We start from the raw sequence: 788 nt of genomic DNA, 5'->3' as shown, positions 1-788 counted from the left end.
TCAGACCCTATGAGTGTGGGGTTCTGATGTTGGTCTTGTAGGCCAGGGCCTCACGGTGCAGATTCGTGGATCATCCCCGAGGAGCGGCCTTGGGGTGCCGACATGCAGCGGAGGCCCTGGTGTTTATTGAGCGTACGGCGATTGGGTTGGACGTGCACGCGCGGAGCGTGCGAGCGGCGGTGTTGGACGCGTCGACGGGTGAAGTGATCGAGGCGAAGCTCCCGCCCGGTAGCGACGAGATCGCCCGGTGGGTGGCAGGGATCGCCGAGCGGCACGGGCCGGTGGCTGTGGCGTATGAGGCGGGCCCGACGGGGTTCGGGCTCGCGCGTCGTCTGGCTGCCGAGGGGGTGCCGGTGACGGTCGCGGCGCCGTCGAAGATCATCCGCCCGGCTGGGGACCGGGTCAAGACCGACGCGCGCGATGCGCTGCTGCTGGCGCGGTTGCTGCGCATGGATGAGCTCGTGCCGGTGCGGGTGCCGACCGTGTCGGAGGAGGCCGCGCGTGACTTGGTGCGGGCGCGTGAGGATGCCCGCATGGACCTGATGGGCGCCCGTCATCGGCTCTCCAAGCTGCTGCTGCGCCACGGGCTTGTCTACGACGCCGGGAAGGACGCGTGGACCGGTGCGCATGATGCGTGGCTGCGCAGGGTGCGCCGGGACGGCCTCGGTGGGGCCGGTGCGGGGACGCTGGCGGCGTTCGATGCCGCCTACGACACCACCGTGAGCATCCTCGCCCGCCGAGACCGCCTCGACCGTGACATCCTCACGATGGCGGCGGGCAGCGAGTTC

At 70.4% G+C, this 788-nt stretch carries 1 protein-coding gene; it reads left to right on the top strand.

Going from position 1 to position 788, the window contains the following annotated elements; translation table 11 throughout:
• Positions 1 to 152: 152 nt before the first annotated feature.
• On the top strand, positions 153 to 788 hold a 636-nt coding region (locus ACQ143_RS14705; RefSeq protein ID WP_449571453.1), incomplete at its 3' end, for an IS110 family transposase.

It is taken from the genome of Microbacterium pollutisoli, assembly GCF_053586795.1.
Note: the sequence above shows the minus strand (reverse complement) of the source record. Positions and strands in the feature narration are given on the sequence as shown.